This is a genomic window from Candidatus Cryosericum hinesii (assembly GCF_003570985.1).
Taxonomy (GTDB): domain Bacteria; phylum Caldisericota; class Caldisericia; order Cryosericales; family Cryosericaceae; genus Cryosericum; species Cryosericum hinesii.
Map to the genome: position 1 here is coordinate 31,236 of NZ_QXIW01000022.1, position 26,874 is coordinate 58,109.

Genomic DNA, 26,874 nt, shown 5'->3' on the forward strand with positions numbered 1-26,874 from the left:
GGCTATACCCTTTCCAGCACGCGCAATTTGGCACTGCGAGAGCGTCTGTTCGTCACAACTTCTGAATCCGTAGGCCGAATGACCTTCTTGTTGACCAGACGAAATCCTGGCTCCCCCGAGACCGGATTCTCGCAGAGAGCCAGGTAGCTCCTCTTCACAATTCTATCTTCGAGCGAATGGTAACTGATGACCAGGAGTCTTCCGTTCAGATTCAAGAGCGATGCTGCGGACTTGAGACCATTCTCGAGAGCATTGAGCTCATCGTTGACATATATGCGCAGAGCTTGAAAAGACTTGGTAGCAGGATGTATGCGGGCGTGCCTGGTAGGGAAGACAGCGGCTACTGTCTCCGCCAATTCACTCGTCGTCTCGATCGGCGCTCGTTGCCGACGGCGCACGATCGCGCGAGCGACCTGACGCGACCTCCCCTCTTCGCCGTACTTCCACAAGATGTCGGCGATGTCTTCCTCTGGAAACGAGTTCACGATATTCCTGGCAGTGACCTTGAGATCATCGTCCAGTCGCATGTCCAGTGGTTGGTCATGACTAAACGAAAACCCCCTGCCTGTGCCCGTGAGTTGCTCTGAAGAAAAGCCCAGATCCATCAGGATTCCGTCGAATCCTGTATCCGGATAATCCTTCAACAACCGCGTCATGTCCCGAAAGTTTCCGCGGATGATAACCTTGCGGGCGGCAGTATCTTTCAGCCGCTCGCGGGCAATGGCAAGAACCGCTGCATCGACGTCCATCATGAAAAGCGTCCCTTCGCTAGAAAGTTGGCGCCCAACCTCATATGCGTGTCCGCCTTCCCCTGTCGTGCAATCCAGATAGGTTCCGTGTGGTCGAATCTGCAAGTATGTCGTGACCTCGTCCAAGAGGACCGGGGTATGTGCAAACTCAGTCATCTAGCCTGTAAAGCTCCAATATTTTGTTCGAAAACCTTCTCCGCTTTAGACCGGTAGGTATCCCAAATATGAACGTCCCAAATCTCCAGGTGCGTCAATGCACCGGCGAATACGACCTCTTTGTCGAGTGAAGCATACTCACGCAAATGCTGAGGTATCGAAATACGACCAATCTTGTCGAGTTCAACCGTTGCAGCTCCGCTGAATAGAATGCGGACAAAGGCCCGATTGTCGGATGAGACAGGGATGAGGTCACCATAGAACCGTTCGATGATTGAGGTCCACACTCTGTCATCAAACAGGTAAAGGCATCGATCCATGCCCTTGGTGAGAACGTAGGGAGAGCCAGTGTCGCACCGGTAGTGGGCAGGGAACATCGTTCGTCCCTTGTCGTCCACGGAGTAGCGGTATTCGCCGATGAAACAGTTCTCCTTGTTCATGGCGTAAGTATACCACAATTTCCCACTTTTTACCACAATTCGTACAAGAACGTCAAGAACAAGTCCTAGACTATCGTTCCTCCGCCAACTATACATCGACTGTCGTAGAAGACAACCGCTTGTCCCGGAGTGACTGCAAACAACGAATCGGCCAGATGAATGGAGACCTTATCCTCAGAAACCCTATCGATACAGCCTTTGACTGGCTTTGACCTGTATCGTGCCACGACATCTGCGCTGAAGTGTAGCAATTTGCCGGTGGGAATGTGTTGCCATTTCAGATCGACGGCTTCAAACGCATCCCTCATGCATGCACTCCGTTGTCCGACGACCAGCTGGTTTGTGGCCTGTCGCTTCTCCACGACATAGAGCCGTGTTGCGGCACTGATGCCGAGGCCCGACCGCTGGCCGACCGTATATGACGTCAGCCCCTGGTGCGTCCCGATGACGGTTCCATCCGTCAGGACCATGTCTCCGGGCATGCATGGCAAGCGACGACGGATCTCTTCGCTGACGAGGCCTTCTACAAAGCACAAATCCTGACTCTCGCGACTTGCCAAAAGATCAGAGCTGAACCATCGGGAGGCCAGTGCCATTACGTCGCTCTTGACGCGCCCTGCGAGAGGGAAAAGGACCCTCCGACGCTGCTCTGCCGAAAGTCGGTACAGGAAATACGATTGGTCCTTTGCCTGGTCCATGCCGCAGCAGATCTGGTCCCCATCCTCGCTGTGGACAATTCCCGCGTAGTGACCACTCGCGATAAGGTCGGCATGCAGCTCATCGGCTACATCAAGTAATCCCTGCCACTTCACGTGTTCGTTGCAGAACACACAAGGATTTGGGGTGGCTCCTCCTGCTACCGCCTGCCAGAACGGCTGGACGACCTGGCAGTCAAAGCGGTCTTTCATGTCGACATTGTGCCAGGCAATTCCAAGGTATTCGCACTGGGCCTTCGCCCGTCGCGTGGAGCCAATGTCACAGCAGGCACTGTGTTGAGAGAAGTGCAGAGTGACCCCAATGACATGTTCACCAAGCTCTTTCAGGAGCAATGCAGAGACAGCAGAGTCCACACCCCCGCTCATTCCGACTACAACGCTCATGAACAGAATCCAACCACTAAACAGGCTCCTGGAATCGCAATAGCAACGGCGATCCTGGTTGCATTGCGGAATTCTCTGACATTCGAGCCATCTCCTCTATTGGGCGGCTCCTTCCCTGGGTTTCTTCTTGACGTCAAGTCCTGACGCGTCGGTGTACTCATAGGTCTCGTATCTGAGGCAGCACATCAGCTTGCCACAGACGCCCGTTATCTTGTTGGGGTTCAAGCTCAGGTTCTGCACCCGGGCGCACTTGAGACTGACCGGTTTGATCTCCTTGAGGAAACAGTTGCAGCATAGCTCGCGCCCGCACATGCCGACCGTGGCAAAGAAACGGGTTTCATCGCGGGAGCCGATTTGCCACATCTGCACCTTGGCCTTCAGCGATCGAGATAGAGTGGACACCAGGGCCCGGAAGTCGACACGGGTCTCGGCGGTAAAATAGAACACATACTGTTTGCCCGAAAACGAAAGCTCACAGTTCACGAGGTGGATTGGGAGTCTGGTCGCCCGCACCTGCTCCTTGCACAGAATCACCGCTGCGTCTTGTTTTCGCTGATTCTCCTCAAGGCGCTCGACGTCAGTCGGAGCAAGTTTGCGGACGTACTTGAGGCTGCCCGCAGCTCGCTTCTTGCCTGATGTATCATGCCTTGGATAGCCGATGATGACGTACATCAATTCCTTGTCACTGCCAATCGCAAGAACCTCATCACCAGGGAGCAACGCGGCACTATCGCTGACTTCGACCATGTACGTCTGATACGACTTGGCTGAGCGAGCGCTCAGATAACCTGGCGAGGAGCAACTCGCCGACAACATATAGGTGGGATCATTCATGGGTGGTCATTCTCCTCAGTTCCAGCAGAGCGTTTGTCAGGACAAGTTCAGGGTTCACGTTCTGTTCTATGTGCTTCAGGCGCTCCCCCAGATGGTCCAGAAAGAGCCCAACCCTGGATTCGTCCAGCACGAAGTTCACACGGGCCAGTTCAGGTTCGGTAGAGAGTGATATTCCTGCGAGAGGGGGAACCTTTCCCCTTGCCCGCAGAACGCTGTTCATGAAAAGTGCGATCGTCTGCAAACCCGCCGTCGCGTTGTCCCGGAGGCTGTTCTGACTGCCCATCCTGAGGAGACGGCCGACGGTCTCAGAGAGGCTTACGTTCGCCTTGGCGAATTCCAGCAAGACTTCGAGGCAGGCATCCTCGCCAGCTGTGGAGGCCGCATCCTGAAGGTCCGCGACCTCCTGAGTACTCTGCTCGACCTTCATGATCTGGACCCGCGATCGAATCGTGGGTAAAACACGCCTGCTGTTCCGAGAAAGTAGCAGAAAGACATTGCCCGAAACCGGTTCTTCAATGGTCTTGAGAACCCGGTCAGCCGCAACGTCTGTGAAAAAATCCACTCCGCGGAAAACGCTCACCTTGAGGCAACCCGATGCGGTTTTGACCGACGCATACGAGATGAACTGGTCGACAGTATCTATTTTGAGGACGCCTGAGTCTCCAAAAATTCTTATGTTCGCCGAACCCCCTGCATCCACCTGTCGGCACGACGGGCACGCGTCACAGAATTCGCCCGGACCATGGTCGCCTCGACAATTGCCCGCCTTGGCAACAGCTGCCGCCAACGCAAGCTTGGCGCCCTCGTCTCTTCCCACAAGAAGATATGCATGTGCTAGCCTGTTGGAAACAAGAGCGGCTTCGAGACATCGAGTAGCCGGACAGTCGCCAACTGCGTCACTCATCCGTTTCGCTGACACCGACTATATCTCCCTCATCATTAATTCTGGCTCTGTCACGCTCGTCTCCGGCAGCCTGTCCTCATCTGCTCAGGACTACCAACGTCAAGTATACACGCCACTCCCCGCCTGTACAATGAGCGAATTCCGTGTCGACAACGAAGAACGGGTCGGCAGAGTCCCGGCCCGTTTCACACACAATTCAACGTGACTACTTCTCGATATCGGCAAGCTGTTTATAAAGCTTCCGTTGCTCAGCCGTGAGAGTCTTGGGAACACCTATCTCGATCCGAACGATGTAGTCGCCTCGGCGTCGTTCTCCGACCGTCTGAGCTCCTTTGCCACGAATTCGTACCTCGGCACCGTGCTGGCTTCCGGCCGGTATCGCCACAGTCTCCGTTCCGCCTTCCACGAGAGGCACCGCGATGGTCGTTCCGAGTACTGCCTTGGCAGGCGACACCCGGACCGTGTGATACAGGGAACTCCCTTGCCGTTCAAACCGGGAATCATGCTGGACGGTTATGAAGAGGTACAGGTCGCCGGACTGACCGCCATGCTTGCCGGCATCTCCTTGTCCTGCGATACGTACTTTCATGCCACTGTCGACACCTGCAGGAATCGTCACCTCTATCGTCTTGTCGGCTTTCGTAACACCAGAACCCTTGCAGGCCAAACATGGCGACTCTATGACCCTGCCTTCGCCGCGGCACGTAGGACAAACCCCGGCAGTCACGACCCGCCCAAAGATGGTATCTTGAACTTGACGGACCTCGCCCTTGCCGTTGCAAGTGGGGCACACCTTGGGAGACGTGCCTGAGGCTGCTCCAGTGCCGTGGCAGGTCGCACACGTATCGTACCGTCTGACCTGGATTTCTTCCTTGACACCGAACACACCCTGTTCCAGCGTAAGAGTCATGCTGACGCTGAGGTCCCGTCCGTGTGGGCTCTCCTCGGTCTGCTGACGACCAAACCCCCCCATGAAACTGCCAAAGAGGTCTCCAATGTCAAAACCCCCGAATGTCTCGCCGGAACCGCCGCCCTGAGGAGCCCAAGTCTGGCCCGCACTCTGGAAGCCAGTGGGGCCAGCCTTACCATAGGTATCATACTGTTGTCGCTTCGCAGGATCGCTCAGCGTATCGTACGCCTCATTGACGTCTGACATCTGCCTGGGTGCTTGGGGATCATCCTTGTGGAGGTCGGGATGGTACTTCTTAACCAGTTCACGATAGGCCTTCTTGATGTCATCCTGGGAGGCCCCCCTGGGCACTCCCATGACATCATAGTAGTCTCGATCAGTTGCCACATCGACCTCCACTCAGGAATTGGCGCTTGACTTGAATTGTCGTTCTTATTGCTTCGGAGTCCCCTGACCCTCAACGGTTTGTCCGTCCTGCGGGGGCTGCTGAGCCTCAGATTGATTCTCCTGAGCAGCTGCCGGCCCCTGCTGGCCAGCCTGATGCTGCAAGTCCTCGGTAACCTTGGAGAACGCAGTGTTCACTTCGTCGATCTTCGCTTCGATGTCCGAGGTCTTGTTGTCACGTACCAGGTCCTCGAGTTCAGTGAGCTTCTTCTCTGCCTCTGCCTTGACGTCGGGAGAGATTTTGGCCACGTTCTCTGTCAGCGTCTTGCGTCCGCTGAACACAACCTGATCCGCGCGGTTCTTGAGCTCGACTTCTTCCTTGACTCTCTTGTCCTGATCGGCAAACTGTTCCGCCTCGTGCTTCATCCGCTCGATCTCGTCATCCTTCAGCTTTGTCGCATTCTCAATGGTAATGTGCTGTTCCTTGCCAGTAGCCTTGTCCTTGGCAGTGACGTGCACGATACCATTTGCGTCGATGTCATAGCTGACCTCAATCTGCGGTTCACCGCGGCGAGCTGGAGCAATTCCGTCGAGGATGAAGCGTCCCAGCGACATGTTGTCTTTTGCCATCGGGCGCTCGCCCTGCAGGACATGGATCTCGACCTGCGTCTGACTGTCACTCGCTGTGGTAAAGGTCTGGGTTTTGGAGATAGGCACGGCGGTATTGCGCTTGATCATCTCCGTAACGACGCCGCCGAGCGTTTCGATGCCGAGCGTGAGGGGGGTCACATCAACCAGGACCATGCCGCTCTTGACTTCGCCGCCCATGATTCCACCCTGAATCGCAGCACCCATGGCAACGCACTCCATGGGGTCAACGCCGCGCTCGGGGGTCTTGCCAAAGTAGCTCTCCACAAACTTCTGAACAATCGGCATCCTGGTCGGGCCACCGACGAGGATGATATTGTCGATCTGCTGTGGGGTGAGACCAGCATCGGCAACAGCACGGTTGACCGGCTCGCGGCACCTGTCGATAATGGGCTGGACCAGAGACTCGAGCTTGGCACGGGTAATGGGCATGACCAGATGCTTCGGACCACTCGCGTCTGCCGTGATAAAGGGCAAGTTGATAGTCGTCTCGAAGGTCGTCGAGAGTTCGACCTTGGCCTTTTCCACGCCCTCACGAAGGCGCTGCATGGCCATCTTGTCGGCGCGCAGATCGATGCCGTTCTGACTATGGAAGTCTTCGGCAACATAGTTCAGAAGAGCATTGTCCATGTCCGTTCCACCGAGCTGCGTGTCGCCCGACGTCGACTTCACAGTGAAAACGTTTCCTCCGAACTCCATGATCGTCACGTCTAGCGTACCGCCACCAAGGTCGAAGACCAGGATCTTGTGCTCGCCCTCCGTCTTGTCGAGTCCGTAGGCAAATGCTGCGGCAGTCGGCTCGTTGATGAGGCGGACCACCTCGAGTCCAGCGATTTCGCCTGCATCCTTGGTCGCCTGGCGTTGTGCGTCGTTGAAGTATGCGGGTACAGTAATGACCGCCTTGGATACCTTCTGCCCAAGGAAAGCTTCCGCATCATTTTTGATCTTGCGAAGGATGAACCCACTGATCTGTTGCGGCGTGTAGGTCTTGCCAAACATGGTGACCGTGTAGTCGGTCCCCATCTTTCGTTTGATGGCCTGAATCGTCGTCTCGGGGTTCAGAGCTGCCTGGCGACGCGCCGGTTCTCCAACAAGCACTTGCCCGTCTTTGGTAAACGCGACGTACGACGGAACAGCCTTTCCTCCAATACTGACACCTTCCGCCGCCGGCACGATCGTCGGCTTGCCGCCGACCATGACAGCTGCTGCAGAATTCGAAGTTCCAAGATCAATACCAATAATCTTCTCTTCCATGTTCGACAAACCTCCTTAGTTAGAATGTTTCCCAACAACTTTGTCAGTCGTCGCCAGCGTCATTGCTCACGACGGTTACCTGCGGTTCCGAGGCAACATCCACCATCGCCGGCCGCAGCAACATCTCTCCTAGTTTATAGCCATCACGCAGGACTCTTACCACGGTATTGGCTGGCGCACCAGAATCGGTAACGACACGGGCAATTTCGCACGTTGCGGAATCATAGACACCGCCCTCCAGCCCCTCCAGCTTGTGGACTCCATTCCTGGCGAGAAACTGGTTTAGTTGCCCGAGAACGGCCTGAGAACCTACGAGGAGGCTCGAATCGTCCTGAGTCCCTTCACCATGCTTCACGAGATGGTCGAAACTATCGACGATTGCAAGTAGATCAAGAAACAGCGCCAACTTGGTCCTGGCTTCAAAGGAACTCTTGTCACGCTGAAGCGTCGCCTGTTCGCGGATGCGCAGCATCTGCTCCTCATGAACGGCGCTGTTGAGACGCTCTACTTCGTGCTGCAACTCCCGTATTCTGGACCCAAGCGTTCTCAATGCCTGCCCTCCATCACCATCCTCATGGTCGGGAGCTGAATCCAAGGGCACCTCGGGGACCGACTGAACACACTCGGACTCATCCTTCTCTGCACCTCGCTCCTCACCAGCCATATACCACCTGCTTCGGTTCATCATGTGTAGGCTCTCCGGTTAATTGTCACCATATGGGCTGCATGCAGCCTTGAATTCTCTGGATGTTAGCACTCTCAGTACAAGACTGCTAATCGTGCAATAATTGTAGTGCAAAGTATAGTGGTGTCAAGCTTTCAGTCACCGCAAACCGTTGATTTCTGGCGCAGTAACGCGATAATATAAAGGATTCAAATACTCGGAGGCAATCAATGTATACTGATCAGATTACGAGGAAGGAACTTGCCAGCTTTATGGATCACACTCTCCTCAGGCCCGAGGCGACGTGCGCCGACATCGAGCGACTGTGTGCCGAAGCCATACAGTTCGGAACGGTCGCGGTATGTATCAACTCATCCATGGTTGAGACCGCCTCTGCCGTCCTGAATGGATCTAACGTACGCGTGGCGTCCGTCGTGGGCTTTCCGCTTGGCACATCTCTGTCGGCTGCCAAGGCGCGGGAGACTGAGTTGGCCATCCGCCAGGGAGCGTCGGAGATCGACACGGTCATCCAGATCGGATGGCTCAAGGAGAAAAACTACCGCGGAGTTGCACAGGACATCGGAGCGGTCGTTGCATCGGCTGGAGATGCTCTCGTGAAAGTCATCATCGAGGCCTGTCTGCTTACCGATGAGGAGAAGCGGGTGGCATGTGCCATTGCCGTCTCGGCCGGAGCAGGGTTTGTCAAGACGAGCACCGGCTTCAGCAAGGCAGGCGCTACAGAAGACGATGTCAGGCTGATGCGCGAAGTCGTGGGACCTCTCATTGGCGTGAAGGCCGCAGGAGGTATCCGCGATCTTCACACTGCCATCGCTATGCTCAATGCGGGGGCGACGCGCCTCGGGGTTTCTGCGTCTGCCGCCATTCTTGCGGAGGCACAACAGTAGCACTCAATGGTCTATCACTGGACACTCGCCTCCATTCTCAATGCTTCGAGGGTAGGAGAGAAGGACAAGCGCTTGGTGCTCTTCTCCAGAGAACTGGGCAAAGTCACGGCTGTTGCTCGAGGGGCAGCAGCCCCAGACGCGAAGTGGTCAACCTCGTTCGAACCTTTCTCGCTCCTTTACCTCCGTCTGTACGACCGCTCCCGCTTTCTGACTGTGGTCAGTTCGGAGGAACGAGTGGTCTATACTGGTGTTCTATCGTCTCTATCGAGATCGCTGAAAGGTATGGCAATGAACCAGCTGGCAGAATGTGTTCTTGAGCCATCCTCGGTGGAACCAGGCTTGTTTGCCGCGTACGTCACAGCTCTGTCGAGGCTCAACATCGCGACGAATGCCGCCGAGGAGGACAGGACCTTCCTGCAGTTCACCCTTGATGTCCTCACTGAACTCGGTTTCGGTATCAGTTCCCTGCATTGTGAACGGTGCGGAGCGGCACTGGACAAGAATGTACACTTCTCCATGAGAGACAATGCCTTTCATTGTTCCCCCTGCGCGACAACTGAAACAGATGTTGTCCTCTCTCCGGGGCTCGTCAGCTTTCTTCGGACGGGAGAAGGCAGCATCGATGCGCGTCGTACGCTCATGGGTATTGCACTGACGCTGCGATTGCTGAGGTCTGCTGCCGACAAACTGGCCGTCACACAAGCCTTCGAGCAGTTCGCGCAGAACGCTGCTACACTGTTTCACATTGACACAAGAGAAGAACCCAAGGAGTCATGCCATGAACTTTGAAGAAATGGTTTCCAAGCTGGAGCACTTCTGGGAAGGCGAAGGTTGCATACGTCTGTTCCCGTATGATCAGGAGGTAGGGGCAGGTACACTGAGCCCATATACATTCCTGCGAGTCCTGGGGCGCAAACCCTGGAAAGCCGTCTACGTACAACCGTCACGACGTCCAGCAGACGGTCGATATGGCGAGAACCCAAACCGTCTATACATGCATCACCAGTTGCAGGTCATCGTCAAGCCTCCCACCACCGACATTCAGGACACGTACCTGCGAAGCCTCTACCTGCTCGGTCTCAAGCCGGCCGAACATGACATCCGGTTCGTCGAGGACAACTGGGAGACGCCAGTACTCGGGGCTGCGGGCGTCGGCTGGGAAGTCTGGCTCGACGGCATGGAAGTAACGCAGTTCACATACTTCCAGCAGGCAGGCGGCCAGGAAGTCCCCGTTGTGGCAGTCGAGATAACGTATGGTCTCGAACGGCTCGCTATGTTCGTTCAGGAGAAGAAGAACGTCTACGAACTGGAATGGCACGATGGCGTCACCTATGGAGACTTGCGACAGCAGGTCGAGCGGGAAAACAGTATCTACTCGTTTGAGCAAGCCGACATCGAGACACTTGTCACGATGTTCGACCTCTGCGAAAAGGAGTCTCAGCGCATGATCGACAAGAAACTCATCACTCCTGCCTACGAATACCTCCTGAAATGCTCACATACGTTCAACGTCCTTGACGCCCGTGGCACCGTCGGCGTTTCTCAGCGTATGGCCTATCTTGCCCGCGTGCGCCGTCTCGCGTACGGTTGCGCGAACCTCTACCTGGAGAACGAAAACCATGAGTGACCTGCTGATCGAGATCTTGACTGAGGAACTTCCGGCACGGTTCGTGGATAACGCCCGGGCGCAACTGGTCGAACATGTCACAACACATCTCGACGAGTCCTTCGTGGGGCATGGAGATGTCCGTGGCTTCTCCACGCCACGACGGCTTGTTGTGCTAGCTCACAACGTCAAGGAGCAGACGGACAGCCGAACCACGGAAGTAAAAGGACCGGCCAAGGCGTCGAGCTATGACGCTCAGGGAAATCCTACGCCGGCTCTGCTCGGCTTCTGCAGAGGGCAGGGCGTGGATCCTGCCGACACCTACGCCGTGGACGTCGCCGACAAGTCATACGTCTACGCCCGGAAAACGGTTGCGGGACAGAAGTCCTCTGAGCTCGTCGAGGCCTTTCTCCCTCGCCTGCCTCACGAAATCACGTTCCCCAAGATGATGCACTGGGAGGAGTCCGGGTTCCAGTTTGCGCGACCCATTCGCGGATTGCTCGCGCTGCTCGGCGTCGAAGTCCTTCACTGGGAAATAGCTGGAGTACAGAGCTCGAACACCACCTTTGGCCTCCGCGTCGGCAAGCCGAAACCAATAACGGTTACGTCACCGGAAGATTATATGCGGCGGCTGCGTGAAGCATTCGTCATCGTCGACCCCGCCGAACGCCGCCGCCTGATCGAAAAACAGGTAGACAAGCTGCTGAAACCTCTTGCCTTCAAGCTCGGAGAAAATATGGGCGATCTTCTGGACGAGGTCGTGAACCTCGTTGAATACCCGTCCGTCTTCCTGGGAGACCTCCCGAAAACGGCTACCGAACTCCCTGAAAGCGTCGTCCGTTCTGTGCTCCAGCAACAGATGCATTCCTTCCTGGTGTACGATCAGAACGAAAACGTCGTTCCACACTTCCTGAGCGTTCGCAACGGCCTTACCGACTTCATCGACGTCGTGCGACGAGGCAATGAGAGCGTCGCCAATGCCCGTCTTCTGGATGCAGCCTTCTTCATCCAGGAAGACATGCGAGAGCCTCTGGAGGCATATGTGGGCCGACTGGATACTCTGATCTTTATGGACAAACTCGGCACCATGGCCACCAAAACGCTGCGGCTCGAGCGACTGGCAGTTTGCGCGACCGCGTACGCTTCGGTGAGGCCGGAAGAGCAAGCGGCACTCGTCGCTGCAGCCCACCTCTCCAAAGCAGATCTTGCGACCAGCATGGTGAAGGAGTACACATCGCTCCAAGGCGAGATCGGCAGCGTCTATCTCTCGCGTGCCGGCGGTTCGCCAGACATTGTATCCGCCATTCGTGAGCAGTACGTGCCTCGCTCTCCTTCGGAAGACATTCCAGCGACGAGGGTCGGGCAACTGCTCGGAATCATCGACAAAGTCGATACGCTCACAGGCATCCTTGGCACTGGTTTCAACCCTTCCGGGTCAGAAGACCCCTATGGCCTCCGACGTGCCGGCAATGGCATCGTCCGCACAATCATCGAGTCACGTGAGTTTGTGGACCTGGAAACTCTTGTGAAGAAAGCGGTCGAGGGGTATCAGGCTACCGGGTCCCTGCCACATCCTGAAGACCTGCAGCAGAGAGTCCTGGACTACCTGAAAGGACGCATTACTCAGTATTTCAAGGAGAAACAGCTGACCAGGGAATACGCCCCGCTTGAAAACCTCCCAGTCGTCGAACTGGGTTCCATACCCGAACGCATGCAGGCACTGCATGAAGCGGCCGGCGACGCCGTACTTGTGACCCTTGCGGACAGTCATCGCAGGATACAAAACATCACCAAGGGGCTTCCTGCTGCGACGAGCCTTCCTGCAGACTTGCTCCTGACGGATTCCGAGGAACTCGTACTCAGACGGGCGGCCGAGGCTGCTGCACCGCAAATTCTTCAGTTCCTGGCAGCACGGAAGTATCCAGAGGCCATCCGGACATGCGAGGAACTCGCCGTTCCCGTCACGGATTTCTTTGACCGCATCCTCGTTATGGCCACCGACGAACGAGTGCGAAGCGCACGCTTATTGCTTTTGTGCTACCTGAAGTATATACTTGGGCTTGTTTGCGACTATTCCAAGCTAACCTAGGCCTGACAGGAGGAACCATGGACCAGCGGAAGTTTGTCTACGATTTCGAAGAAGGCAGCAAGGAAATGAAGACCATTCTCGGAGGAAAGGGAGCAGGCCTCGCAGAGATGACAAAAATCGGGCTTCCCGTACCTCCCGGTTTCACGATTTCGACTGAGATGTGCCCCGAGTACCTCAAGGTTGGCGATATCCCTGAAACTCTGAGGAATGAAATCAGAGAACATCTTGCCAGACTGGAAGGTAAACTTGGCAAGAAGTTTGGCTCAGCGCAGAACCCGCTGCTCGTGTCCGTCCGCTCTGGTGCGGCAGTCTCGATGCCAGGCATGATGGACACGATCCTCAATCTCGGACTCAACATCGAGACCGTTGAAGGCCTTGCAACGCTGACTGGAAACCCCCGCTTCGCCTGGGACTCCTACCGCAGATTCACGCAGATGTATGGCAACGTTGTGCTGGGTATCGAGCACAACGACTTCGAGACCATACTTGCAGAGCAGAAGCAGCTTCAGGGAGTCACGCTGGATACAGACCTGTCCATCGACAGCCTGAAGGCTTTGGTCCAGAAGTACTTCGCGCTTGTCCAGGAGAAGACTGGCAAGCCCTTCCCGCAGGACCCGATGGACCAGTTGCTCGGGGCAGTGGGTGCCGTATTCCGTTCATGGAATACCGAGCGAGCCATCACCTACCGCAAGATCGAAAAAATCGACAGTCTCATCGGTACGGCCGTCACGGTTCAGTCCATGGTCTTCGGCAACATGGGCAACGACTCGGCAACGGGCGTCTGTTTCACCCGTGACAATTCCACCGGAGCCAAGCGCTTCTCGGGCGAGTATCTTGTCAACGCCCAGGGCGAAGACGTCGTCGCCGGCATTCGCACACCAAAGAACATCGACGAAATGGAGACCGAGATACCCGAAACGTACAAGCGCCTCGTCGAAGTATCGCTTCTTCTCGAGAAGCACTATCGTGACATGCAGGACATGGAGTTTACGGTCGAACGTGGCAAACTGTTCATGCTGCAGACTCGCAATGCCAAACGGAGCCCGGTCGCAGCCGTCAAGGTCGCAGTCGACATGGTCGTCGAGGGTCTCCTCACAAAGGAAGAAGCGGTCATGCGGGTGACTCCCACACAGCTCGACACCCTGTTGCATCCACAGGTAGACCCGCAGGCCAAGGTCCAGGTCATTGCTAGGGCAATCCCTGCTTCCCCAGGTGCCGGGTATGGAAAAGTCATCTTCGAGTCAAAGAAGGCTGCCGAGCTTGGAGAAGCTGGAGAGAAGGTTGTTCTTGTTCGTCAGGACACGTCTCCCGAGGACATCGATGGTATCTCCAAGGCTCAGGCGACACTGACGACACGTGGTGGCGCGTCGGCGCATGCAGCGCTTGTAGCGCGTGGTCTGGGCAAGCCGTGCGTAGTTGGCGCCGACCAGATAAAACTCAACGGTGTTGAGAAAACGTTCGTGGCAAATGGTGTGACCGTCCACGAAGGCGACGTCATTACGGTGAACGGCACCACTGGCGAAGTCATCCTGGGCCAAGCCCCCATGGTGGATGCCGAGCAGACGGCCGAACTTGCGACCTTGCTTGGCTATGCAGACGGCATTCGCCGTCTCGGTGTACGTGCCAACGCCGACACGCCCGCGAATGCCCACAAGGCACGCGCTTTTGGTGCAGAGGGCATTGGCTTGTGTCGCACGGAGCGTATGTTCAACGACCCCGAGCGTCTGCCCCTCATGCAAGAGATGGTCATCGCAGGTTCGCTCGAAGAGCGTACCCCCGCCCTCGAGAAACTTCTTCCCATGCAACGCGACGACTTCGAGAAGATCCTTGAGGCCATGGATGGTTTCCCCGTTATCATCCGTCTGCTGGACCCGCCTCTCCACGAGTTCCTTCCCCAGATAGACCGACTCACTGAAGAAATGGCCGAGGCAGAGACAGCTCACGACGAAGCACGCATCGCCTATCTGCAGAAGGTCATGAAGCGGTACAACGAGCTGAAGGAGTTCAACCCGATGATCGGGTTCCGCGGCTGCCGCGTTGGAATCGTGTATCCCGACATCTACCAGCTGCAGGTCCGTGCAATCGCCGAGGCAACTGCTACACTGGTCAAGCGAGGATTGCACCCGATGCCCGAGATCATGCTTCCCCTCGTCGGCCACGTCAATGAGATCAAGGTACTCAAGCCTCTGGTTCAGGAAGAGCTCGACAAGGTGTTCAAGCGTGAGGGCATCACGGTTGCCGTGAAGATCGGCACCATGGTCGAAGTACCGCGCGCATGCCTGACTGCAGATGAGATCGCCGAGTACGCGGAGTTCTTCAGCTTTGGGACCAACGACCTCACTCAGACGACGTATGCCTATAGCCGCGATGATGCCGCAGGCACGTTCTTACCGGCCTACCTCGAGTCGAAGATCCTGGACGTCGACCCATTCCAGACCATCGACCGGAAAGGCGTGGGCAAGCTCATCCGCATCGCGGTGGTTCTTGGCCGCCAGACGAACCCCGGCCTCGAAATCGGCATCTGCGGGGAACAGGGGGGTGAGGCTGATTCGATCGATTTCTGCCACACCTCAGGTCTCGACTATGTTTCCTGCTCGGCTCCACGCGTCCCCATTGCGCGCCTTGCAGCTGCGCAGGCTGCCATCAAGAACAGGCCGGCCGCCAGCTAGCATAGAATTCTCATACATGCTGCCTATCACGAACTACAGGGATAGGGAAGGAAGGCTGCTCTCTCAGGGAGCAGCCTTTGGCATTGCCAGCAAGGGACGAATCTTGCCCGAAGATGATGACGCCATCCGATCCCCATTCCAGAAAGACCGCGACCGCATCATTCACTCGAGGGCGTTCCGCAGGCTCCAGTACAAGACACAAGTGTTTATGGCACCCAAGGGCGACGAGATACGTACAAGACTCACTCATACCCTCGAGGTCGCGCAGCTGTCGCGCTCAGTGTGTGACGCTCTCGGTCTCAACGAGGATCTCGTCGAAGCAATTGCACTGGGACACGACCTTGGCCATGCGCCATTCGGACACACTGGAGAAGCTGTCCTGGATGCAAAGTTGAAGAGTATTGACCCCAGTCTGGGATTCGAGCACGCACTACAGAGCCTTCGCGTGGTCGACACTCTGGAGCGTCGTGAGCGTGGACACGGGGATGTACTCTTTGGACTCAATCTCACCTATGAGACCCGCAACGGCATTGCCTCTCACAGCAAGGGACTTGAAGAAATGAGCAAACTGGAGGACATGCGGAGTCCACAGACTCTGGAGGGACAGATCGTGCGACTCTGCGACAGAGTCGCCTATGTCAACCACGACCTCGATGACGCCATACACGCCGGAATCATCGATGCAACCGACGTTCCGACGGTGACCACGGAGGCGCTGGGTAGTTTCTATTCGCAACGCCTCGATACGATGGTGCTGGACATCATCCGGTCCAGCTCTGCTGTGGGCGAAATCGTCATGAGCCGACCCATACAGGAGGCCATGGACGGCCTGATGCTGTTCTTGAAAGACAGGGTATACATGCATTCAGAACCAAAACGCGAGGAAGGGAAAGCACGTGACCTGCTGTCTCGCATTTTCGACTTCTGCATGGAAGATGTGAGGCGTATGGACCCTTATTTGCGAGAGCACCCCATGACCTGTGAGTCAAATGATCCGGTTTCCATGTTCCGTGGAGACCTCCAGGGCACGGCACGGATCGTGACGGACTATATTGCCTCGATGACGGACCGTATGGCGCTCAAGGTAGCAACAGACCTGGTGATGCCGCACATCTACGTCTAACCAGGCTTAGAAAACCGATTGTGGTATGTATGTGAGGAGGCCGGGAACGATTCGAGCCTCCTCTTTCGTATACCTAGGTGGTATGGAATACAAAGAGTACATCGCCGACATAAGCACCAAGATTGGTATCCTTGACGTCATTGGCCATTATGTCAAACTGCGCAAACAGGGTCGCAATTATGTGGGCCTCTGTCCTTTTCATCATGAAAAAACGCCGTCATTCACGGTCAGCCCTGACAAGAACATGTTCTACTGCTTTGGCTGCAAGGCATCCGGAGACATGCTGACGTTTGTGCGCAAGGTGCACAACGTGTCGCTTCCAGAAGCAATCGAGATCGTGTCCAAGGAATTCCATGTCGAGCTGCCGCCATGGCATATGTCCACAGCGGCGTCGAGGGAGCGTCAGGAACTCCTACAAACGCTTAAGCTCGTCGCGACCGCATTTGCTGCTGCGTTGCAAAGCAGTCAAGCAGGTGAGTGCCAGGAGTATGTCAGAAATCGTGGACTCAGTTCTGAGACTGTGAAGCACTTCTCTCTTGGCTACTGTCCTCGCAACACAGACAGTCTCGTCAAGTGGTGTGCGGAACACGGGATCGATGAGGATAGTCTCGCACGCACCGGCATCGTGCAACGGCATGAAGGGCACTCGTTCTCGCCATTTGCCCATCGACTGATGTTTCCAATCTGGGACAGCATCGGCAACATCATCGCATTTGGTGGACGAGCCATCGACGGGTCGATGCCCAAGTACACAAACAGCCCCGAGACTCCGCTGTTTGCCAAGAGAAGGACGCTTTACGCGCTCCCTCTGGCTGAGCCGTCCATACGTGAAACCGGGACGGCTATCGTCGTCGAGGGATACATGGATGCTATCGCTCTCCACGCCGCAGGTTTCACCAATGTCGTTGCCTCGCTTGGCACGGCATTCACAGAGGAACAGGGTACCCTGCTGAGACGGAGCGCCTCTCGCGTTCTGCTCAATTTCGACAGTGACGAAGCCGGCCAGCGCGCTGCTCGTCTTGCACTCTCGATAGCCGACCGAACCGGGCTGGACGTAGCCGTGGTCAAGGTCGAGGGGGCAAAGGACCCAGATGAACTGTTGCGCGAACCTGGGGGAAAGGCTCAGTACCAGGTCGCCCTGGACCAGGCAAGATCCGTAGGCGATTTTCTGCTCGATGCTGCCGTCGTGGGCAGGGACATGAACTCAGTAACCGATCGAAGAGCATTTGTGCAAGAAATGATGGAGTCCGTGGACGACATGCAGGACTCACTGCTCAGAACTCAACTCCTTACTCAGATTGCCCGCAGGGTCAACGTTCGTGAGGAAGAGGTTCTCGCAATCTACCGCAAGGGCCGCACGCACACCGAACAGCCTGCAGTCGCTGATCCATGGAGACTCCCGCGGAAGAGTCTCGGACACTCCAGGATTCCGACGGGAGGGTCTCTGCAGAGCATGCGATCCGTGCTTGAGCAGGAAGTCGTCCATGGCCTGATACACAATCTCGACCGGCTTTCAGAGCTCTCGCCACTCCTCGACGGACTGTCGTTGCAGGACGAAGCCTGTCAGGAGATTCTCAGTGTACTGCGCCGCGAAACTTCTGGAGAAGCAGCTCTGGTGCCCTCGCTGGTTGCACAACTCGGACCGGAAGCTGCGGCCCTGGTTGGTCGATGGAGTCTTGAAGAACACCAGTTAAGCTATCAGGGAGTGAAAGATGCAGCCAGTAGGCTGCGATCGGGGTCGTCTGCCGTGACACCGGAAGATGGCTCGATAGCCCATGAAAGGGGTGAATGATGGCAGATAAGAAGCATGCGGTACGCAAGACCGAGGTTCGGGAAGAGGCTCATCCGGCCAAGGCGGTACGCAAGACCGAGGTTCGGGAAGAGGCTCATCCGGCCAAGGTGTCACGAATCCCGCACAAGAAACTGACAGAGACAGTAGCCCTGCCCGAGCCAGCCCCCAAGGCAAAACGCGCCAAGCCGTCTGAGAAGAGCCCTACGACAGCTGTCGTAGCCGAACTGACGGAGGCGGCTCCTCTGGCGAGGCGCGTTCCCAAAGCCAAGGCCCCGAAGAAGGAGAAAAAAACGGTCAATGAGGAAGGACACGAAGCCGACCTGGATCTGGAAGAGGAAAACTCGCACGAAGAAGGCCCTGCCACAGAACCGCTGCTCCCGAAGAAACGTGAGCTGGTGAAGTTGCTGGACAGAGCCCGCCAAGCGGGTGTCCTGGACTACGAGGGCGTCATGAACGCACTGGAAAAACACGACCTCTCCGTCGAAGAACTCGACGTCTTCTATGAGCGGATGGACTTCGAGGGAATCGTCTTCGGTACTCCCCGCTTCGTCAAATCCACAGCCAAGAAAGCCATAGCAGCGCCTTCTATCCCCTCGATCATCCGCGTTACGACTCAGGAGGAGCAAAACCCGATCCAATCCTATCTGAGCGATATCGGCCGCGTGCCGCTGCTGACACCGGATCAGGAGAAGTCACTGGGCAAGAGCGTCATGGCGGGCGACATGGAGGCACGGCGCCAGCTTATCGAAGCCAACCTTCGTCTGGTCGTCAGTATCGCAAAAAAGTACACGGGTCGCGGTTTGTCCTTCCTTGACCTGGTCGAAGAGGGTAATCTCGGCCTTATCAGGGCCGTCGAAAAGTTCGACTACAAGCGTGGATTCCGATTCTCCACGTATGCCACGTGGTGGATTCGGCAGTCGATGACGCGTGCGCTGGCTGACCAGTCACGCCTGATCCGGGTTCCGGTACACATGGTCGAGAACCTCAACAAGATCGACAAGATCAAGAAGGGCTTCCTGCAGGAACACGGGCGAGAGCCGACCAAAGAAGAGCTCGCCACCGCTATGGGCATCCCCGTCAAAAAGATCATACGGTACCTGCGCCTCGGGCAACAGCCACTGTCTCTGGAGAACACCGTCGGAGATGAGGAAGAGAGTCGTCTGGAGAACTTCATTGAGGACGAGAAGAGTCCTTCTCCTGAGAAGGAAACCTTCAACAAGTATTACAAAGAACAGCTAGAGCGTATCCTCGAGACACTCCCGGAACGCGAAAAGAAAATCCTCATCTACAGAGAGGGTCTTCAGGGTGAATACGAGCACACCCTGGAAGAAGTTGGCACAATGTTCCAGGTCACGCGTGAACGTATCCGCCAGATTGAGGCCAAGGCCAAGCGTAAGCTGAAGGAGATGATTGCCAAGGAGAATGGGATGAGCGAGGAAGATATGCACAATGATGGCAATGTCATCCGGCATCGTACGTCGTCGAATCGAAGACGGTCGCCCTCTCAGTCCTGATTGACAGTCGGCACCTTGACATACGGGCTGCCAACATTACAATTACTATTACGTTCCCCGATAGCTCAACGGTGGTAGCACTGGACTGTTAATCCGGGGGTTGTAGGTTCGAGTCCTACTCGGGGAGCCAGAATTGAATCTTTCGGCAGTGACGTTGTCTGCTTATAACAGAACCCGGGGGGAATCCCCCCGGGTTCTGTTATTTTTACCACATTTACGCCTACCTACGCCACGCCACATACCCTGTCTGTTATCTGTGGAAGCCGTCACCATTATCGACGCACGTGACTCAAGCAACGCATATCAATGCGCAGTACTTGACCGAACCGGTTGCGCAGCATCCTCCATTCTCTGGGACCCTCCTGCTGATACATTTCTCCGTCACGCTGATGGAAATTCCCTAAGACTCCGCTCATCGAGAGCCAAGTCAATTACCCATTGATTCTCAATGGAAGAGTGCGTTTACAGCCTGCCTTGTATTCCAGGGGATTGAACGTACGCTTTGTGGCTATGAATTATTGTACCTAAATGCCAAGAAGGGACAAACCAAAAAGCTTCCAAAGTTGTTGCGCAGATGGCTTTAGTGCGTAAATCGGTTCTGGTCAATATGTGAGGGGCACATCCCCATCAATCAGGGTATTCCCACCATGATGTCTGTTCCTTCAACCTTGACCATGCAACTCTCTTCATCCTTAACCTTCATTTTTATAAATCCGATCTTCGCCTCTCCAACAGCTTTCCCTGTCTTTACATCGAATCGAGCACCATGCCTCGGACATGTGACAATGCTTCCCTCCAGGACACCTTGTGCCAATGAGCCGCCAGCATGAGTGCACTTATTGATGATGGCATAGTAGGAATCATCCACGTTCGCCAAGAGAACTTCCTTACCATCTACGACAACGATTATCATCTTGTTTTGGGGTAATTCAGCTTTGTCAATAACTCTTACATAGTCCATCTCTATCTCCTTTGGGATCATCAAGTATGGTACTCACACATAATTGACTGCACCACCCGTTCATGCTGCCCAACTGCACCTTTCGGCAGTGCGCCTTTTGCAACACGTCGCCCGCAAGGACTTATTGGATGGCCGGCTGACTGGTACGTTCCCCGCTCCCGGCGGCGCTGGTAAAAACGCCTTGATGCAGTCGAAGGTATTCTTGGCACCGGCCTGCATCCCCTGGAGCCAGAACGGATCTATCGTGCCCTGCGAGACCTTGGTCGTACCTACCGCGGAGGTCGGACTTTGTAGAAAACCGACAAAGAGTCATCCTTTCCCGTAGGCATTCTGTGCCACTCATTATTGCTTGTAATGTTGCACCAAATGATCACCTGCTCAGCAACATGCTTTGTCGTGATGTTGATAATTGCCTTAGGCTCACTGGAGATCGGTTCGAAGACATCCTTGGAGCATGTCCAACTTATCGTATAATCGGTTGGATCGAATGCCGGATCAACTTCAATCTCTACCGTCAGTACGCCGCCGGGCCAAAGGACGCTCGTTGGTTGCTTACTTACTGAGGTCCTTCAGTACCCCGCCAGCAAAATCCAGCATCTGATTTCTAAAACACAGATTCCCGAAAGAGTCCGAGAACTTGAGGTTGGTCGGAACGTTGTATTCGCTTTGCATTCCTATCGCTCCATAGTGCTGCTTCAAAGACTCGATAATATCGGTCGAGTAGCAGACTACTTGCTCTGCCTGGTGGAGGCTGATCGGATTTGAATGATACAATCTGTTTCGTGGTCCAACAGTCGATACATAAACGTCCTTGCTTCATCTCGCCCTTCGGGGAAAGCAAATCTTAGCCCTGGGGCAAAGATGCTATAGAGCTGAGGGTTGCAAATGATGTCGATCGCATCACTAAGTAACACCGCGTCTATCTTGCGACTGTAGCGCGTTGCATCTTGCCTAAGTCGTTCTTCTAGTGCATCAACGATGCCTTTCTTGATGAGCCGGTTGCCCGCTCCGTCGACATGTGAAAAAAAGTCTCCGTAAGAAGCCGATAGCTTCTCATCAATAAGCCTCCTCAGCCAATGTTCGAGTGATTCGATCTTCTCTTTACAGAGGTCCCGTATTTGATCTTCGGTTAGGGTATAGAACATCCAACCCTCCGTGTATCGCGATACTCCCTCAGCGGTCGGTCAAGGCCCGCGAGAAAACAGCCGGTAATGAACTGGCGGCCGGGCCGGCAGTAATAATTCTCCCTTGAAACCCGGCCCGGCCGCCAGTTCCGGTGCAGGCGATTGTACGACTTTTCGCCAGGTTATCTCTTTCCGCCTCTTATGGCCCGCACGACGGCGATCAGCAATATCGCGCCGATCACTGCCGTAATGAGGGCTCCCCATATTCCGCTGCTCGGGATTTTCAGCAGCCCGAACACGTATCCACCGATCCAGCCACCAATCGCACCGATGACCAGATCGCCAAGCAGGCCATAACCACTACCTTTCATGACTTGACCCGCAATCCAGCCTGCGACGATACCGATGATAATCCACCAGAGCCAACTTGGCATATCCTAGCCTCCTTGTTTCGAAATCCCAGTCAAGGATTGACTGTCAGACGTCAAGTGAACCGCGTCTTCAACGCCTGCCGGCCTCTTCTTGTCACTTGACTTTGCTCCAGGGTCAGCTTGTCCGGACGTCGACGAATGTTGAACAACATACTAATGCTATACTATCAAGCTGGATTGATCGTGTCAATCCCCCAGTTTCCCTCTCTCGGACCACGTTTTCTGATTTCCCCTCCGATACTCTCCGACAGTTTGCGGCAGGCATCTCAGTAGCAGAGCCATCTCCATGACTCACGTCCAGGTGCTACGCGTCAATGGGTTCCCCGCTATACTGGATGCATGAGCAATTGGGCAGAACGACGTGCTGGCGATACCGATCAGCACTTTGACGTAGAGACAAGGATCAAGGTCAACGCCTGGCTGCGCGTGGTACCTAAACGGGACGGTCAGGAACTTCATGAACTGGAGTCGCTTTTCCTGAGCGTGGCAACAGGCGATCGACTTCACTTCGATACACTTCCCTCATCGCGCGGGGAGTTCCATCTCACATCTAATCGTCCTGATTTGGTTCCACAGAACTCTGTGCAGCAAGCCTGGGTTGCCTTCAACAACGCCATCGAGCCACTCCACGGGCATCGCATACTTCAGATTTCCGCGTACCTGGAGAAGCGAATCCCCGAAAAGACCGGCCTCGGTGCGGGCAGTGGTGACGCAGGAGCAGCACTGCTCGCGCTGAACCAGCTCCATGGGTTTCCCCTCGGCCATGATCAGCTCCTTGCTCTGGCGAGCTCGCTCGGTTCTGATGTCCCGTTCTTCGTCCGGCCAGGGCCGTGCATCGTGCACGGCACGGGGAAGATCGTGGACCCGATCTCCCCGCTTCCTCCCCTGTGGTGCTGCATCGTTCTTCCAATCTTCCGCATCAATACCAGGCGCGCCTATGCGGCTCTCGACGACGCCATCACCAGAGGAGGGGCATCAGAAGCCGAACCCTCGGTCGACCTGAACTCCGTCATCAAAGCCCTTCGCACACGCACACCACTTGGAGGCTCTGATGAAATACGCCTGAACTCCTTTGAGGCAACCCTCGGCGAAAACACAGCCAGTTTCCTGAGCATTCGCAGCATGCTCCTCGCAAGTGGCGCCATTCTCGCCGGTCTCAGCGGTTCAGGGAGTGCTGTCTTCGGTATATATGCAGAAAGGGCAGCTGCCTCGGCAGCTGCCCTTGACGTCCAGCAACGCGTCAGCGCCGCGCGGACATTTGTTGCGGAGATTCTATAGAGACTACTTGACCTCGGCGGTAGCGCCTGCAGCCTCGAGCTTGGCCTTGATCTCGTTGGCTTCCTTCTCGGGGATGTGCTCTTTGACGGGCTTCGGAGCGCCATCGACGACGTCCTTGGACTCCTTGAGGCCGAGGCCCGTGATCTCGCGGACAACCTTGATGACCTCGATCTTTTTCTCGCCAACGGTCTTGAGGATAACGTCAAACTCGGTCTTGACTTCGGCAACGGCGGCTGGGGCAGCCGCAGCAACAGCAACTGGGGCTGCAGCCGAAACGCCGAACTTCTCTTCGATCATCTTGACGAGATCAGCAAGGTCAAGGACGGTCATGCTCTCGATAGCTGAAAGGATTTCTTCTTTGGTCATGTCATTCCTCCTATTGAATGATGTTATGCTTGCGGTGTGACCTGAGCCTTCTGCTCACGGACTTTGTCAAGTGCATAGGCAATACTGCTTACAGTTTGCTTCAGTGCCATGGCTAGCCCTGTAACTGGCCCGTTCATGCCGCGGCACACCTGAGCAATAAGTTCGTCCCTGGTCGGCAACAGCGCGAGACGCTCGACCATCGGTTCGTCGAAAAAGCTCCCGTCAACGATTGCGCCCTTGACTACAAAGCGCTGTTCGCCAGGCTTGCCGGTCGGCTTCTTGTACAGAGCCTTTGCCAGAATGGATGGATCGGTCTTGCCCAGTCCGATAGCAGTCATCTGCGTGAACAGAGAATCGGGCAACGTCAGGCCAACTTCCTTCATGGCCCGCTCGAGGAGAGTATTCTTGACAACAACATACTCAATACCCTGCTTCGTCAGCCTCTTGCGTTCGTTCGCAACGAATGACGCCTTCAGCCCCTCGTAGCCCACGAAAACAATGGACTCCGACTCTTTCAGTTGCTTGACAAGGTCATCCACAAGTTGTTTCTTCTGATCCTTAGTTAGCATGTTTCACCTCCTCTTTGCATAGAAAAGAAAAGCTCTCTGCCAAAGACAGAGAGCCGTATTGCACATGGTCAACAAGCGCAAACGCCTCGGCGGGCAAGATTGAGGGGATGAACCCCGCTCGCTGTCTTGGGCTACTAGTTGTAACAGAAGTGTACTCTAAAGTTTGCTCGTGTCCAGTCGGATTGCCGGGCTCATGGTGAGCGACATATAGGTCTTGCCAAGGTAAGTTCCCTTGACCGAGGAAGGGCGAGCTTTCTGGATCGCTTCAAAAAGAGACATGAAGTTTTCCTTGATGGCAGCAGGAGCGAAGCTCGACTTGCCAAGAGGGCAGTGTACCGTACCGATCTTGTCAACACGGAACTCGATCTTGCCAGCCTTGAACTCGCGAACAGCCTTCCCTACTTCCAGCGTCACTGTGCCCGCCTTCGGGTTGGGCATCAATCCGCGTGGTCCCAGCACACGGGCTACCTTTCCAAGCGTCGCCATCATGTCCGGGGTTGCGATTGCAACGTCAAAGTCCAGCCAGCCGCCCTTGATCTTCTCGACGAGTTCCTCGCCACCCACAAAGTCGGCACCTGCCTCCTGAGCATCAGCAGTTTTGTCACCCTTGGTAAACACGGCAACCCTGACAGTCTTGCCCGTGCCGGCCGGAAGTGTCACGACGCCACGAACGTTTTGGTCAGCTTGTTTCGGATCGACGTTGAGCTTCATGCAGACCTCGATCGTCTCATCGAATTTGGCAGTCCTCAATTTGGGGAGCAACTCGACAGCCTCATCCAATGTGTAAATCTTGGCATGGTCGACGAGCTTTGCTACTTCCTGATACTTCTTTCCCTTCTTGCTCATGAATTACCTCCGTGGTTACGTGGAGAAACTCCTCCCACGTGCGCTATGAATCCGTTACTCGACGACCGTGACTCCCATGCTCTTGGCGGAGCCCCCAATGATCTTGATGGCTTGCTCGATGTCAGCAGTGTTGAGGTCCTCCATCTTGATCTTGGCAATCTCGGCCAACTGAGCCTTTGTGATGCGACCAACCTTCTTCTTGTTCGGTTCACCCGATCCAGACTCGATCTTGATGGCCCTCTTGATAAGGGACGATGCCGGTGGAGTCTTGGTGATAAAGGTAAACGACTTGTCTTCGAACACAGTTATGACTGCAGGAATGACCAAACCAGCCTTGTCCTTGGTCCTCTCGTTGAACTGCTTGCAGAACTCCATGATATTGACACCCTTCTGACCAAGAGCTGGACCAACAGGCGGTGCTGGCGTTGCCTTCCCTCCCTCAATCTGTACGCGCGCGTACCCTACGATCTTCTTCGCCATAGTGGATACTACCCCCTAAACTCAGATCTATCAGATCTTCTTGATAAAGCCAAAATCGATCTCGACTGGCATTTCGCGCCCGAACATCATGAGCTTGATGCGAGCTTTTTCTTTCTCAGGCGAGATACTCTCGACCTTACCCTGCATCCCATCAAACGGGCCACCGATGATTTGTACCGTGTCGCCAACTTCGAAGTGAAGCTTCGCCACAGCCTCTTCCTCAGAGACCCTGTTCTTGATAATCCGCTCAACCTCTTCGTCTGAAAGAGGGATGGGCTTTCCATAGTTGCCAACAAATCCCAGAATGCCGGGAGTGTGCGTAACCACATTCCAAGTCTCGTCATCCATGATCATCTCGACAACGAGATACCCCGGGTAGACCTTCTCCTGTTTGACCTTCCGCTCCCCATTCTTGATAATCACCTTGTTGTCCACGGGAAGAACCACAGAAAAGACGCGGTCCGCGAGAGCCAGCGTCTTGACTTTCTGTTCCAGGTTGTTCCTGGCCTTTTCCTCCGCACCAGAGTATGTGTGCAGGAGGTACCAGTTACGTTCAGCCATCCAGACCTACGAGATGAGCCACTTCAGGGCGGCTGCAAACAAGTAATCCCAAGCACCGATATATATGGCCCAGAATGCAACAAAGGCGATGATCGTTACTCCGGACTTCATAAGTTCACGAGGCCGGGGCCACGTAACCCTATGCCGAATTTCTGTCCACATAGATCGAATCCAGTTTTTGAAGCGTATACCTACCGGCTTGACTGTCTTTGAATTGCTCACACGTTCCTCCTCAAAGGAAGGTGGCAGGCCCGGAGGGGCTCGAACCCCCAACACTCGGTTTTGGAGACCGATGCTCTACCAGTTGAACTACGGGCCTACCTGGGGACTTGCAGTTACTTGGTCTCCTTGTGTTCCGTATGCTTTCTGCAATGCGAACAGTACTTGTTCACATGCACTTTGTCTGGGTCATTCTTTTTGTTCTTGACACTGGTATAGTTGTGGTTCTTGCAGACTGTGCACTCGAGCGTAATGATGTCTCTCATGGCAGCTACCTACTCCAGAATCTTGGTGACGA

At 55.3% G+C, this 26,874-nt stretch carries 27 protein-coding genes, 2 tRNA genes, 1 pseudogene and 1 other annotated feature; of the genes and pseudogenes, 10 read left to right on the plus strand and 20 right to left on the minus strand.

Translation table 11 applies throughout. The features are described 5' to 3' along the window. Positions 1-2 precede the first annotated feature (2 nt). From rsmH to SMC3_RS04070, 8 genes are all read right to left on the minus strand, one after another. Entirely contained in the window at positions 3-905 is a 903-nt protein-coding gene (gene rsmH / locus SMC3_RS04035; protein ID WP_119087608.1) for a 16S rRNA (cytosine(1402)-N(4))-methyltransferase RsmH, read from the minus strand. Continuing rightward, positions 902-1,345 carry a division/cell wall cluster transcriptional repressor MraZ gene (gene mraZ, locus SMC3_RS04040; RefSeq protein WP_119089113.1) on the minus strand — a complete coding sequence of 148 codons (444 nt, stop codon included), beginning with the start codon at positions 1,343-1,345 and terminating at the stop codon, positions 902-904. The genes rsmH and mraZ overlap by 4 nt, the downstream gene beginning before the upstream one ends. Positions 1,346-1,410: 65 nt before the next feature. Continuing rightward, entirely contained in the window at positions 1,411-2,445 is a 1,035-nt protein-coding gene (gene mnmA / locus SMC3_RS04045; RefSeq protein WP_119087610.1) for a tRNA 2-thiouridine(34) synthase MnmA, read from the minus strand. Positions 2,446-2,541: 96 nt separating this feature from the next. Beyond that, a complete protein-coding gene (gene ricT / locus SMC3_RS04050; protein ID WP_119087611.1) occupies positions 2,542-3,279 on the minus strand; it encodes a regulatory iron-sulfur-containing complex subunit RicT in 738 nt (245 codons plus the stop codon). Beyond that, positions 3,272-4,198 carry a hypothetical protein gene (locus SMC3_RS04055; protein ID WP_126850788.1) on the minus strand — a complete coding sequence of 309 codons (927 nt, stop codon included), beginning with the start codon at positions 4,196-4,198 and terminating at the stop codon, positions 3,272-3,274. Before SMC3_RS04055 ends, ricT begins: the two co-directional genes overlap by 8 nt. A 190-nt stretch (positions 4,199-4,388) precedes the next feature. After that, the gene (gene dnaJ / locus SMC3_RS04060) at positions 4,389-5,480 is read right to left on the minus strand and encodes a molecular chaperone DnaJ (RefSeq protein ID WP_119087613.1); all 1,092 of its coding nucleotides are present in this window, start codon (positions 5,478-5,480) and stop codon (positions 4,389-4,391) included. Positions 5,481-5,525: 45 nt separating this feature from the next. Continuing rightward, positions 5,526-7,379: a molecular chaperone DnaK gene (gene dnaK, locus SMC3_RS04065; protein ID WP_119089857.1), complete on the minus strand. Its 1,854-nt coding sequence runs from the start codon at positions 7,377-7,379 to the stop codon at positions 5,526-5,528. A 43-nt stretch (positions 7,380-7,422) separates the two neighbouring features. Beyond that, complete coding sequence (locus tag SMC3_RS04070) at positions 7,423-8,067, minus strand: nucleotide exchange factor GrpE (protein WP_119087615.1); 645 nt, start codon at positions 8,065-8,067, stop codon at positions 7,423-7,425. Between the two features lie 206 nt (positions 8,068-8,273). On the opposite strand from SMC3_RS04070, the gene deoC reads away from it, so the two are divergent. From deoC to SMC3_RS04115, 9 genes are all read left to right on the plus strand, one after another. Beyond that, a complete protein-coding gene (gene deoC / locus SMC3_RS04075; protein ID WP_119087616.1) occupies positions 8,274-8,948 on the plus strand; it encodes a deoxyribose-phosphate aldolase in 675 nt (224 codons plus the stop codon). A 6-nt stretch (positions 8,949-8,954) separates the two neighbouring features. Then, positions 8,955-9,737 (plus strand): DNA repair protein RecO, encoded by a 783-nt coding sequence (recO, locus tag SMC3_RS04080; RefSeq protein WP_119087617.1) that lies wholly within the window; start codon positions 8,955-8,957, stop codon positions 9,735-9,737. Beyond that, positions 9,727-10,575 (plus strand): glycine--tRNA ligase subunit alpha, encoded by an 849-nt coding sequence (locus SMC3_RS04085; RefSeq protein ID WP_119087618.1) that lies wholly within the window; start codon positions 9,727-9,729, stop codon positions 10,573-10,575. Before recO ends, SMC3_RS04085 begins: the two co-directional genes overlap by 11 nt. Next, entirely contained in the window at positions 10,568-12,643 is a 2,076-nt protein-coding gene (gene glyS, locus SMC3_RS04090; RefSeq protein ID WP_119087619.1) for a glycine--tRNA ligase subunit beta, read from the plus strand. Before SMC3_RS04085 ends, glyS begins: the two co-directional genes overlap by 8 nt. Positions 12,644-12,660: 17 nt before the next feature. Then, on the plus strand, positions 12,661-15,312 hold the full coding sequence (gene ppdK, locus SMC3_RS04095) for a pyruvate, phosphate dikinase (protein ID WP_119089858.1): 2,652 nt from the start codon (positions 12,661-12,663) through the stop codon (positions 15,310-15,312). 16 nt (positions 15,313-15,328) lie between these two features. Beyond that, positions 15,329-16,435, plus strand: a complete 1,107-nt coding sequence (locus tag SMC3_RS04100; RefSeq protein ID WP_119087621.1) for a deoxyguanosinetriphosphate triphosphohydrolase — start codon at positions 15,329-15,331, stop codon at positions 16,433-16,435. Between the two features lie 82 nt (positions 16,436-16,517). Further along, positions 16,518-18,227 carry a DNA primase gene (gene dnaG, locus SMC3_RS04105; protein ID WP_165846563.1) on the plus strand — a complete coding sequence of 570 codons (1,710 nt, stop codon included), beginning with the start codon at positions 16,518-16,520 and terminating at the stop codon, positions 18,225-18,227. After that, complete coding sequence (locus tag SMC3_RS04110) at positions 18,227-19,741, plus strand: RNA polymerase sigma factor RpoD/SigA (RefSeq protein WP_207799658.1); 1,515 nt, start codon at positions 18,227-18,229, stop codon at positions 19,739-19,741. The genes dnaG and SMC3_RS04110 overlap by 1 nt, the downstream gene beginning before the upstream one ends. Before the next feature lie 54 nt (positions 19,742-19,795). After that, positions 19,796-19,871: transfer RNA gene (locus SMC3_RS04115), tRNA-Asn, on the plus strand. Positions 19,872-20,372: 501 nt separating this feature from the next. On the opposite strand, the gene SMC3_RS04120 is transcribed toward SMC3_RS04115, so the two are convergent. The 4 genes and pseudogenes from SMC3_RS04120 to SMC3_RS04135 form a co-directional block, all read right to left on the minus strand. Further along, positions 20,373-20,702 (minus strand): Rieske (2Fe-2S) protein, encoded by a 330-nt coding sequence (locus SMC3_RS04120; RefSeq protein WP_207799659.1) that lies wholly within the window; start codon positions 20,700-20,702, stop codon positions 20,373-20,375. A 174-nt stretch (positions 20,703-20,876) separates the two neighbouring features. Next, a pseudogene (locus tag SMC3_RS09905) lies at positions 20,877-20,963 on the minus strand (alpha/beta hydrolase); the annotation flags it as partial. Between the two features lie 467 nt (positions 20,964-21,430). After that, complete coding sequence (locus tag SMC3_RS04130) at positions 21,431-21,847, minus strand: hypothetical protein (protein WP_119087625.1); 417 nt, start codon at positions 21,845-21,847, stop codon at positions 21,431-21,433. 161 nt (positions 21,848-22,008) lie between these two features. Next, positions 22,009-22,260, minus strand: a complete 252-nt coding sequence (locus SMC3_RS04135; protein ID WP_119087626.1) for a GlsB/YeaQ/YmgE family stress response membrane protein — start codon at positions 22,258-22,260, stop codon at positions 22,009-22,011. A gap of 336 nt (positions 22,261-22,596) precedes the next feature. On the opposite strand from SMC3_RS04135, the gene SMC3_RS04140 reads away from it, so the two are divergent. Next, on the plus strand, positions 22,597-23,535 hold the full coding sequence (locus tag SMC3_RS04140) for a 4-(cytidine 5'-diphospho)-2-C-methyl-D-erythritol kinase (RefSeq protein ID WP_119087627.1): 939 nt from the start codon (positions 22,597-22,599) through the stop codon (positions 23,533-23,535). A 3-nt stretch (positions 23,536-23,538) separates the two neighbouring features. Here the strand turns inward: SMC3_RS04140 and rplL are convergent, their stop codons facing one another. From rplL to rpmG, 8 genes are all read right to left on the minus strand, one after another. Continuing rightward, entirely contained in the window at positions 23,539-23,901 is a 363-nt protein-coding gene (gene rplL / locus SMC3_RS04145; protein WP_119087628.1) for a 50S ribosomal protein L7/L12, read from the minus strand. A gap of 23 nt (positions 23,902-23,924) precedes the next feature. Then, positions 23,925-24,470, minus strand: a complete 546-nt coding sequence (rplJ, locus tag SMC3_RS04150) for a 50S ribosomal protein L10 (protein ID WP_119087629.1) — start codon at positions 24,468-24,470, stop codon at positions 23,925-23,927. A 16-nt stretch (positions 24,471-24,486) separates the two neighbouring features. Beyond that, positions 24,487-24,619: a sequence feature (ribosomal protein L10 leader region), on the minus strand. A gap of 7 nt (positions 24,620-24,626) precedes the next feature. Further along, complete coding sequence (gene rplA, locus SMC3_RS04155; RefSeq protein WP_119085906.1) at positions 24,627-25,316, minus strand: 50S ribosomal protein L1; 690 nt, start codon at positions 25,314-25,316, stop codon at positions 24,627-24,629. A 54-nt stretch (positions 25,317-25,370) separates the two neighbouring features. Then, on the minus strand, positions 25,371-25,796 hold the full coding sequence (rplK, locus tag SMC3_RS04160; protein WP_119087630.1) for a 50S ribosomal protein L11: 426 nt from the start codon (positions 25,794-25,796) through the stop codon (positions 25,371-25,373). A gap of 30 nt (positions 25,797-25,826) precedes the next feature. Continuing rightward, positions 25,827-26,357 (minus strand): transcription termination/antitermination protein NusG, encoded by a 531-nt coding sequence (gene nusG / locus SMC3_RS04165; protein WP_119087631.1) that lies wholly within the window; start codon positions 26,355-26,357, stop codon positions 25,827-25,829. A 6-nt stretch (positions 26,358-26,363) separates the two neighbouring features. Beyond that, positions 26,364-26,633, minus strand: coding sequence for a preprotein translocase subunit SecE (secE, locus tag SMC3_RS09910; protein WP_320409533.1), 270 nt, complete (start codon positions 26,631-26,633; stop codon positions 26,364-26,366). Then, a tRNA-Trp gene (locus tag SMC3_RS04175) sits at positions 26,601-26,676 on the minus strand. Before SMC3_RS04175 ends, secE begins: the two co-directional genes overlap by 33 nt. Before the next feature lie 16 nt (positions 26,677-26,692). Next, a complete protein-coding gene (gene rpmG, locus SMC3_RS04180; RefSeq protein ID WP_119085910.1) occupies positions 26,693-26,842 on the minus strand; it encodes a 50S ribosomal protein L33 in 150 nt (49 codons plus the stop codon). Positions 26,843-26,874: the final 32 nt, after the last annotated feature.

Excerpts from the sequence above, each read along its gene's own strand:
- dnaG (WP_165846563.1), top strand. The coding sequence starts at position 16,518 with ATGGAATACAAAGAGTACATCGCCGACATAAGCACCAAGATTGGTATC.
- mnmA (WP_119087610.1), bottom strand. The coding sequence starts at position 2,445 with ATGAGCGTTGTAGTCGGAATGAGCGGGGGTGTGGACTCTGCTGTCTCT.
- rplL (WP_119087628.1), bottom strand. The coding sequence starts at position 23,901 with ATGACCAAAGAAGAAATCCTTTCAGCTATCGAGAGCATGACCGTCCTT.
- deoC (WP_119087616.1), top strand. The coding sequence starts at position 8,274 with ATGTATACTGATCAGATTACGAGGAAGGAACTTGCCAGCTTTATGGAT.
- SMC3_RS04140 (WP_119087627.1), top strand. The coding sequence starts at position 22,597 with ATGAGCAATTGGGCAGAACGACGTGCTGGCGATACCGATCAGCACTTT.
- SMC3_RS04100 (WP_119087621.1), top strand. The coding sequence starts at position 15,329 with ATGCTGCCTATCACGAACTACAGGGATAGGGAAGGAAGGCTGCTCTCT.
- rplK (WP_119087630.1), bottom strand. The coding sequence starts at position 25,796 with ATGGCGAAGAAGATCGTAGGGTACGCGCGCGTACAGATTGAGGGAGGG.
- dnaK (WP_119089857.1), bottom strand. The coding sequence starts at position 7,379 with ATGGAAGAGAAGATTATTGGTATTGATCTTGGAACTTCGAATTCTGCA.
- rplA (WP_119085906.1), bottom strand. The coding sequence starts at position 25,316 with ATGAGCAAGAAGGGAAAGAAGTATCAGGAAGTAGCAAAGCTCGTCGAC.
- SMC3_RS04130 (WP_119087625.1), bottom strand. The coding sequence starts at position 21,847 with ATGTTCTATACCCTAACCGAAGATCAAATACGGGACCTCTGTAAAGAG.
- recO (WP_119087617.1), top strand. The coding sequence starts at position 8,955 with ATGGTCTATCACTGGACACTCGCCTCCATTCTCAATGCTTCGAGGGTA.
- SMC3_RS04120 (WP_207799659.1), bottom strand. The coding sequence starts at position 20,702 with ATGGACTATGTAAGAGTTATTGACAAAGCTGAATTACCCCAAAACAAG.
- SMC3_RS04085 (WP_119087618.1), top strand. The coding sequence starts at position 9,727 with ATGAACTTTGAAGAAATGGTTTCCAAGCTGGAGCACTTCTGGGAAGGC.
- SMC3_RS04070 (WP_119087615.1), bottom strand. The coding sequence starts at position 8,067 with ATGATGAACCGAAGCAGGTGGTATATGGCTGGTGAGGAGCGAGGTGCA.
- rsmH (WP_119087608.1), bottom strand. The coding sequence starts at position 905 with ATGACTGAGTTTGCACATACCCCGGTCCTCTTGGACGAGGTCACGACA.
- mraZ (WP_119089113.1), bottom strand. The coding sequence starts at position 1,345 with ATGAACAAGGAGAACTGTTTCATCGGCGAATACCGCTACTCCGTGGAC.
- glyS (WP_119087619.1), top strand. The coding sequence starts at position 10,568 with ATGAGTGACCTGCTGATCGAGATCTTGACTGAGGAACTTCCGGCACGG.
- ppdK (WP_119089858.1), top strand. The coding sequence starts at position 12,661 with ATGGACCAGCGGAAGTTTGTCTACGATTTCGAAGAAGGCAGCAAGGAA.
- nusG (WP_119087631.1), bottom strand. The coding sequence starts at position 26,357 with ATGGCTGAACGTAACTGGTACCTCCTGCACACATACTCTGGTGCGGAG.
- SMC3_RS04110 (WP_207799658.1), top strand. The coding sequence starts at position 18,227 with ATGGCAGATAAGAAGCATGCGGTACGCAAGACCGAGGTTCGGGAAGAG.
- rplJ (WP_119087629.1), bottom strand. The coding sequence starts at position 24,470 with ATGCTAACTAAGGATCAGAAGAAACAACTTGTGGATGACCTTGTCAAG.
- SMC3_RS04135 (WP_119087626.1), bottom strand. The coding sequence starts at position 22,260 with ATGCCAAGTTGGCTCTGGTGGATTATCATCGGTATCGTCGCAGGCTGG.
- ricT (WP_119087611.1), bottom strand. The coding sequence starts at position 3,279 with ATGAATGATCCCACCTATATGTTGTCGGCGAGTTGCTCCTCGCCAGGT.
- rpmG (WP_119085910.1), bottom strand. The coding sequence starts at position 26,842 with ATGAGAGACATCATTACGCTCGAGTGCACAGTCTGCAAGAACCACAAC.